This is a genomic window from Vibrio sp., from assembly GCF_047973365.1.
Taxonomy (GTDB): Bacteria; Pseudomonadota; Gammaproteobacteria; order Enterobacterales; family Vibrionaceae; genus Vibrio.
In genome coordinates this window covers 71,150-78,036 of the sequence record NZ_JBKEBW010000131.1, presented here as the reverse complement: position 1 = coordinate 78,036, position 6,887 = coordinate 71,150, and the positions used below count along the sequence as shown (strand labels likewise).

Below are 6,887 nucleotides of genomic sequence, written 5' to 3'. Positions count from 1 at the left end.
TATCCCACCCTCAATCACAGTATTGGTCTGACTAAGTATTGGGCTTTGCGCTATTTTGGACGCTTACCCACCAGTACCGCCGAAACAGATTACGGTTAGTTGTGTACATCTAACTTCCTATGGCTTCCTTCAGACCCCACCGTTAGCCCGTGACGCCCTTGCCATTCGGATTGTCTTCCCCTTAGTCAGGGTGACTCCACTTTCTTTCAAGTGGACGGGTTTGCCAGCTTTGCTGGGCAAACAAAAAACCGCCTCAGTGGTGAGCCGAAGGCGGTGTAAGAGAGATTTCAGGGTATATCTAATTATTATTAGGTGGATTATGTTAGCGATTATTGCTCTTTAAACGTTAGCAAGCTTGTTCAATTTTCAATGAGAATGCCCTACTTATTGTCTTGTTGTTACAATAAGTAATTATTTAAAAGGATACAATCGTGGCTCCTGAGAATAACATTATAGAAAGGAAAATGACCGAAAAAAGTCGCCGCCCCTTGGCGGTGCGCAAATTCAAACTCACCAAGTATGTCGCTATTTGGCTTAGCCAAAAAAATGTCACACCAAATCAGATTTCTATTGCTAGTATCATTTTTGCATTTGTAGGGTTCTGCTGTTTAGCTACGTATTATCTTTACCCATTAGCACCTCTGCTGCTGCTTGCTGCGATTAGCATTCAACTGCGTTTGCTGTGCAACCTCTTCGACGGTATGGTCGCTGTCGAAGGTGGAAAAAAACACCCGCGGGAGAGTTGTTCAACGATGTCCCAGACCGCATTGCCGACCCATTGTTTATTATCGGTGCGGGTTTTGCATCTCAGTCTCTATTTGGTATGAGTTTAGCGTGGACTTGCGCCATTTTGGCGGTAATAACCGCGTACATTCGGGTGTTAGGTGTGAGCATGAATAGCCCTACCAATTTTTGTGGTCCAATGGCGAAACAGCACCGCATGGCATTATTAACGTTTTCATTGCTACTGCTCTGTGCACATCAATGGTTAACGCTGCCACTAGATTCGCTTGACTATACCATGGACTATGCACTCGCTGTGATGCTTTGTGGTTTGGTGGTCACAATTTGGCGGCGCTTAGAACATATCTATCAATTTCACCAAACTAACGCTACGCAACAGGAAGACCAGCAAGATGTTTGACATTCCTCTGCATTCGCTGCATACCATGTTATTGATTGGTGCAGCCTTGATTATCAGTACACTAAGCTATTTGTGGTTATCTCGTTATCATACTGACCGCAATTATTTGGAACTGAAACTTCGTATTCGTTCCTGGTGGTATATGATAGCCATTGTTTTTGTCGTGCTGATGCTACCTTTTAATTACACTTTGTTTTTTATAGGTTTTCTCAGTTTCCTCGCGTTGAAAGAGTTTCTTTCCATCGTTCCGACTCGACTCGCTGACCGACGGGTTATTTTTTGGGCTTATCTCTCTATTCCGTTTCAGTTTTACTGGGTATCGATTCAATGGTATGGGATGTTCATCATTTTCATTCCTGTGTACCTATTTTTGTATCTCCCTATGGTTATGGTGATGATAGGCGACACAAAAGGGTTTATTCGTTCTGCGGGTGTCATTCACTGGACGGTAATGCTCACTGTCTTTTGCGTCAGCCATATGGCGTATCTACTGGTTCTTCCTGATCTCAATCCACAAGCCGGTCCTTTGGGTATACTGCTGTTTCTTCTACTCATGACACAATTCAATGACGTTTGTCAGTACGTGTGGGGGAAAAATTTCGGTAAGCATAAAATCGCACCAAGAGTGAGCCCCAATAAGACTTGGCAGGGGTTTATTGGCGGTAGTATAACCGTTACAGCATTATCGTATTTTGTCGCCCCGTACTTAACGCCACTTTCCCCAGTGCAAGGGGTGCTCGCTGGTGTCATCATTAGTTTTAGCGGCTTTATCGGCGATCTTGTGATGTCAGCGGTTAAAAGAGATCTGCATATTAAAGATACCAGCCAATTCATCCCGGGCCATGGCGGTATTTTGGACAGACTTGATAGCCTGATGTTTACGACGCCTCTGTTCTTTCATTATATTTACTATCTTTATTACTGAGTTCCCAATGGCAAAAATACTTAAGCTACTGTTTATTTTATTATTGGTAAAGCCGCTAGTATTTATCGGGCTTGGGTTAAATGTTTTGCAACGACAAAATCTACCACCACGAGGCCCGGTTATCATTGCGGCGAATCACAATAGCCACCTTGATACACTGGTCCTATTGTCACTATTTCCTATTCATATGATACATAAGGTTCGTCCCGTCGCCGCTGCAGATTACTTTCTTGCCAATCGCTTCATTGCTTGGTTATCTTTGAACGTAGTTGGCATTATTCCTCTCAATAGGTCACCTTCAGTGGCACAACGTAATACGCTATTTAACGACTGCGTCACCGCTTTAAATAACGAGGAAATTTTGATCATTTTCCCTGAAGGTAGCCGTGGCGAACCGGAAACGATGAGTGACCTTAAGAAAGGCATTTATCACCTAATAAAAAACCATCCTAAAACTTCGGTATTACCGGTAGTGATGCGCGGTCTCGGTCGCTCGCTGCCTAAAGGTACAGCAAGGTTCGTACCCTTTAACTGTGATGTAGTGATCGGTGAGCCATTATCCGGTTTCAACGACCCACAACAGTTTATTGAGGTAATGCAACAACATTACCAAGAACTGGCAAGCTGTTGCATTACGCAGGTGCCGTTATAAAAATGCCGACAGTTAGGGCAACATCAAAAGAAAGGTAGAAGAGAAGCGACTGATCGAAGATTAAAACTCCCCTGAGCACAAACCTGAAAACGATAAATTCGCTTCTGAATGTAATTTGGCTAATTCGACTACCGAATCCACCTGACATTTTTGCAATATACGGCTTCGGTATGTGCTTACGGTTTTATGACTGATGGAAAGTATCTTAGCGATATTTTTGTTAGATACGCCATTGATTAAATAGCCATATACAATGATCTCTCGTTGTGACAGCGTTGGTAACGGCTTATGACAATAATTTTTAAATAAACTATAACCGGACATAACATGAGAAATCGCGTGCTGTATTGTCTCTATCTTCTCTGTTTTTAATATAAAGCCATCAGCACCCATTCTTTGAGCCGCACTTTCGTAAAAATAATGTTCGCTACTGGATATAAACAGTATTTTTCCATCATAAGTGCTTGCTTTAATTCGACGTAGAAAATCTAAACCATCGAAACCTTGTTGCTGAGAATCTAGAATAATTAAATTAACATCCTGTTCTTTTATTACTTTCATTGCTGTTACATTATTATCTGCAATGAATATTTGCTCAAATTGGTTATTTGTATTTAGGATTTTCTCTAGCGACTGCTGAATCATAGGAACACTATCAATGATGAGTGCTGATGTTTTCTTGGTTATCATCGTTTTGCCATTGTAAGTGAATATAACGTTTTACAATACGCTATATTGATACATCTAGTATTAGCACCTCACAACAATTATTAAATCAATCGCTATTAACCTCAGTGTTTGATGTGCACTGGGGCACTTCACCATCATTACATGCTAATTGAATATCTTTTCTCTTTGCTATATTGCGCTTATAACTTTTTGTCTTCATCAATAGGCTTTACCATGAAACTAAAAACCTTGGTATGTATTGTTACGTTGCTGCCACTTTCCTTTGCTACTGCTGCTTTCGAACCTATGCGGTTTCAAAATAAAGATTGGTTTTTAGTCTGTGATAACACTGGTACCTGTCGTGCTACAGGTTATTCTACGCAGTTAGATATACGTCGATGTGAACTGTCTATCGCATCTCGTAATGAGGGCTGGGAATGCACTTCAGAACGCCCTTTGACGGTAACATTTACTCGCGAAGCAGGTTCTAATAAGCCAATAACAGCCAGTATTTTATGGCATATATGGGAAGATGGTGAAGAATCAATACCAGAAAATGTGAAACTCTATGTAGAGAGTGATAACAGTGGCAGTCAAACGAGTCAATATTTTGATATCGCAGACAACGGGCAACTAAACGATGAACAAATTGCCGCAATGTTATCGGTAGTAAGGCAAAATTCGATTTACAAATTTTACTTCTCTTATACTGATAGTGGGCGTTTATTTTCAGGAATAAGTTATCTATCGGATAAAGGTGCAACATCCATATTTCGCAAAATGGACGAGTTTCAGCAACGAGTTGGTACTCCTTCTGCAATTATTGATAAAGGCTCTAAATCAGAATCATTAGTCAAACACCCCCAATTAGCCCCGACCATCATCAATCGCGCAGCAATCGGCTCTTTAAATCCTGTTAGCTCTAAAGAGCCGTTGTTCAATTACCAAATATTATACGATGTGCTTGCTTATACACCATCGACTCATACTCATATTGATCACGTATGGGGTAATAGCTGTAATGTTAAAGGACGATATCAATTATATTTGGCAGATTTGGGTAACGATTATCAACTCGCGGCAATGGATTGCTTATATAGCCTTAGTAGTAAAAAATTCTGGCTTATTGATAAAAATTATCAAGCGACGCTATTGGATATCGATGGGAGTGATTATCAAGATGGTAAAATCATTGTTAGGCGTGATACACAAGAGTGTTGGTTGGAAGAAGAGCGCTGGGTTTTCGATGGAACACAATTTGTTCTGGCTAATAGCAGTTTAGTAGAGTCATGTCGATATATTCAGCACAAAGCTATGCCTTATAGAGTGTCTAATATAAAAAAGTCGGGAAAAGCGATTTCGACTAGTGCACCTAATTTGCTGTCACCGATTGATAGAAACAGCATTAAAACACTAATTGGTCCCTATGCTTCTCATGAGTTTGCGTTATTGAAAAAAGACGGAACCGTTGCCCACAGTTGGGGAAGGACCCGTCTAGGTAAGATACGTAGATTAAATGATATGCCAATTTGGCATGGATTAAACAATGCAAACCAACTCTACGCTACCTATGGAGGCAGCGCATACGCTGCGCTTATGCATGATGGAACTGTGGTTACCTGGGGAGATGAAGATTTAGGCGGCGATAGCTCATCTGTACAAGCAGAACTAAAAAAGGTTAAAACCATTTTCCCGGCTATTGATGCCTTTGCGGCACTTAAAGCAGATGGTTCGGTTGTTGCGTGGGGAGATAAACACCGAGGCGGAGATGCATCTAGTGTCCAAGGTGATCTCATCAATGTAGAAAAAATAACCTATGCAGCAAATAGCTTTGCGGCAATGAGAAAAGACGGTTCAATTGTAACTTGGGGTGATCTGCATGGCCTTGAACCCTTTGTAACATCTAAAGATTATGTTGATATAAAAGCCACCCGTTTCGGTTACGCAGCTCTTAAATACGACGGTACGGTGAAAGTGTGGGGAAATGTTCACTATGATAGAGGACAAGATTCATCAGCTCTTGATATTCAACTGACCGATATAGATTCCATCTATAGTATTGGTCGGGCGTTTGCAGCTCTACGCAAAGACGGCACAGCCATTTTGTGGACTTTTGGTCCTAATTCTTTCATCCAGCTAACAGACGTTAAAAGTATCACAGGTGACATAACCGATTTATTTGACAACAAAGATATGGATTTCACAATTCAAATGCAGGATGGTTCTACTCGTATTTACAATCAAGATAGTATAGATGCAGCTATAATCAATGAAATCAGATAGTTGTTGGAATTGACAAAGCTGATATAGCGATTTCATTGTTTGGGAACAGTTACGCTTTGAACTGATGCCTAAAATGATACTAGACACCACTCCCCTTAGGGGAGTGGCTCAAAGTATCACAACCGGTTAGAAATGCTCTAACTCGGTATTATTTAGCGTAACAATCACCATAACTTTTCGATCCTGTGCGCTTTTTGCTTTAACGCCAGGTCGCGCAACACCTTTACCTTTCATATAGATATTCTTAACACCTAAGCTATCGAGAAAACTTCCCGCCGAATGGGCACGGCGCTTTGATAACCATTGGTTGTAATGAGACGAGCCAATGTTGTCTGTATAGCCTTCCAACCATACTTTTGTGTTCTGTTTATCTTTGACAAATTCAGCCAATCGCTGGAGTTCAGCTTTAGCTTTTCGACTCAATATCGAACTATTGTTACTGAACAGGATCGGCTCTGAAACAAAAATTTCTTCAGCATTTACCTCTGGGGCAGATTCCTGCAAAACAAATTCAGTGACAGGTTTAGCTTGTTCCACGGGTTTCGCTTGCTCGACGGGTTTTACGGCTTCGACAGGTTTTACCGGCTCAATTTCTATTTCATAGGTCGTGCTTGGTTTAGCTGAACTTTGACCAAAACGATAACTGAGACCTAAAGAGGCAAAGTGGCCACCACGTTCCTCAACATCAGCGATATATTGATACTCAGGGCGAAGAACCCAATTCGATGTCATGTAGTAAGCAACACCCAACGCTCCAACAGGGCTCCAACCGCTCTGGCTATTTGCTTCACGGTTGCTGTTCATATAGCTTCCACCTACCCGGAAATAAGCATCAAGGCTATCCCATATAGGTTGAGAAAACTTTAGCGATAAACCATAACCTCTAATATCATCTTCAACCTGAGATGTCTGATTAAGCGCATCATAGTTGCCATAATCGACAGCATCAATTTCAGCAGCTAACCATGAATTAAATTGATAGCCAGCGAAAATACCATAGCCTAGGCTATCATCCTCACATTCGGTATAGCTTTCGAAACAATCGCCAGAAAACAGGTTATAACCAACTTTGGCACCAAAATAAGCAAATTTTTCAGATTCAGCGAAAGCCGACGAGAGTGAAAAAATACTCAGCATCACCAAAGTAAATACATTATGTTTGTTATTCATTCTATTTCCCTTCAAATACAACTTAAATAGTTAAAAACTTACGG

Annotated in this window: 5 protein-coding genes and 1 pseudogene; 4 read left to right on the top strand and 2 right to left on the bottom strand. The window is 41.1% G+C overall.

Translation table 11 applies throughout. The features are described from left to right. Window positions 1–464: 464 nt before the first annotated feature. The 3 genes and pseudogenes from ACK5MF_RS16460 (at window position 465) to ACK5MF_RS16450 (ending at window position 2,721) form a co-directional block, all read left to right on the top strand. A pseudogene (locus ACK5MF_RS16460) lies at window positions 465–1,144 on the top strand (CDP-alcohol phosphatidyltransferase family protein). Further along, window positions 1,137–2,069 (top strand): phosphatidate cytidylyltransferase, encoded by a 933-nt coding sequence (locus tag ACK5MF_RS16455; protein ID WP_416923654.1) that lies wholly within the window; start codon window positions 1,137–1,139, stop codon window positions 2,067–2,069. The pseudogene ACK5MF_RS16460 and the gene ACK5MF_RS16455 overlap by 8 nt, the downstream one beginning before the upstream one ends. Before the next feature lie 7 nt (window positions 2,070–2,076). Next, window positions 2,077–2,721 (top strand): lysophospholipid acyltransferase family protein, encoded by a 645-nt coding sequence (locus ACK5MF_RS16450; RefSeq protein WP_416923653.1) that lies wholly within the window; start codon window positions 2,077–2,079, stop codon window positions 2,719–2,721. Window positions 2,722–2,781: 60 nt separating this feature from the next. On the opposite strand, the gene ACK5MF_RS16445 is transcribed toward ACK5MF_RS16450, so the two are convergent. Continuing rightward, window positions 2,782–3,411, bottom strand: a complete 630-nt coding sequence (locus ACK5MF_RS16445) for a response regulator (protein ID WP_416923652.1) — start codon at window positions 3,409–3,411, stop codon at window positions 2,782–2,784. 213 nt (window positions 3,412–3,624) lie between these two features. On the opposite strand from ACK5MF_RS16445, the gene ACK5MF_RS16440 reads away from it, so the two are divergent. Beyond that, window positions 3,625–5,673 carry a DUF1176 domain-containing protein gene (locus ACK5MF_RS16440; RefSeq protein ID WP_416923651.1) on the top strand — a complete coding sequence of 683 codons (2,049 nt, stop codon included), beginning with the start codon at window positions 3,625–3,627 and terminating at the stop codon, window positions 5,671–5,673. Window positions 5,674–5,799: 126 nt separating this feature from the next. Here the strand turns inward: ACK5MF_RS16440 and ACK5MF_RS16435 are convergent, their stop codons facing one another. Continuing rightward, on the bottom strand, window positions 5,800–6,843 hold the full coding sequence (locus ACK5MF_RS16435; protein WP_416923650.1) for an outer membrane beta-barrel protein: 1,044 nt from the start codon (window positions 6,841–6,843) through the stop codon (window positions 5,800–5,802). Between the last annotated feature and the right edge of the window lie 44 nt (window positions 6,844–6,887).

Coding starts and splice junctions, on each gene's coding strand:
- ACK5MF_RS16450 (WP_416923653.1), top strand. CDS start 2,077: ATGGCAAAAATACTTAAGCTACTGTTTATTTTATTATTGGTAAAGCCG.
- ACK5MF_RS16435 (WP_416923650.1), bottom strand. CDS start 6,843: ATGAATAACAAACATAATGTATTTACTTTGGTGATGCTGAGTATTTTT.
- ACK5MF_RS16455 (WP_416923654.1), top strand. CDS start 1,137: ATGTTTGACATTCCTCTGCATTCGCTGCATACCATGTTATTGATTGGT.
- ACK5MF_RS16445 (WP_416923652.1), bottom strand. CDS start 3,411: ATGATAACCAAGAAAACATCAGCACTCATCATTGATAGTGTTCCTATG.
- ACK5MF_RS16440 (WP_416923651.1), top strand. CDS start 3,625: ATGAAACTAAAAACCTTGGTATGTATTGTTACGTTGCTGCCACTTTCC.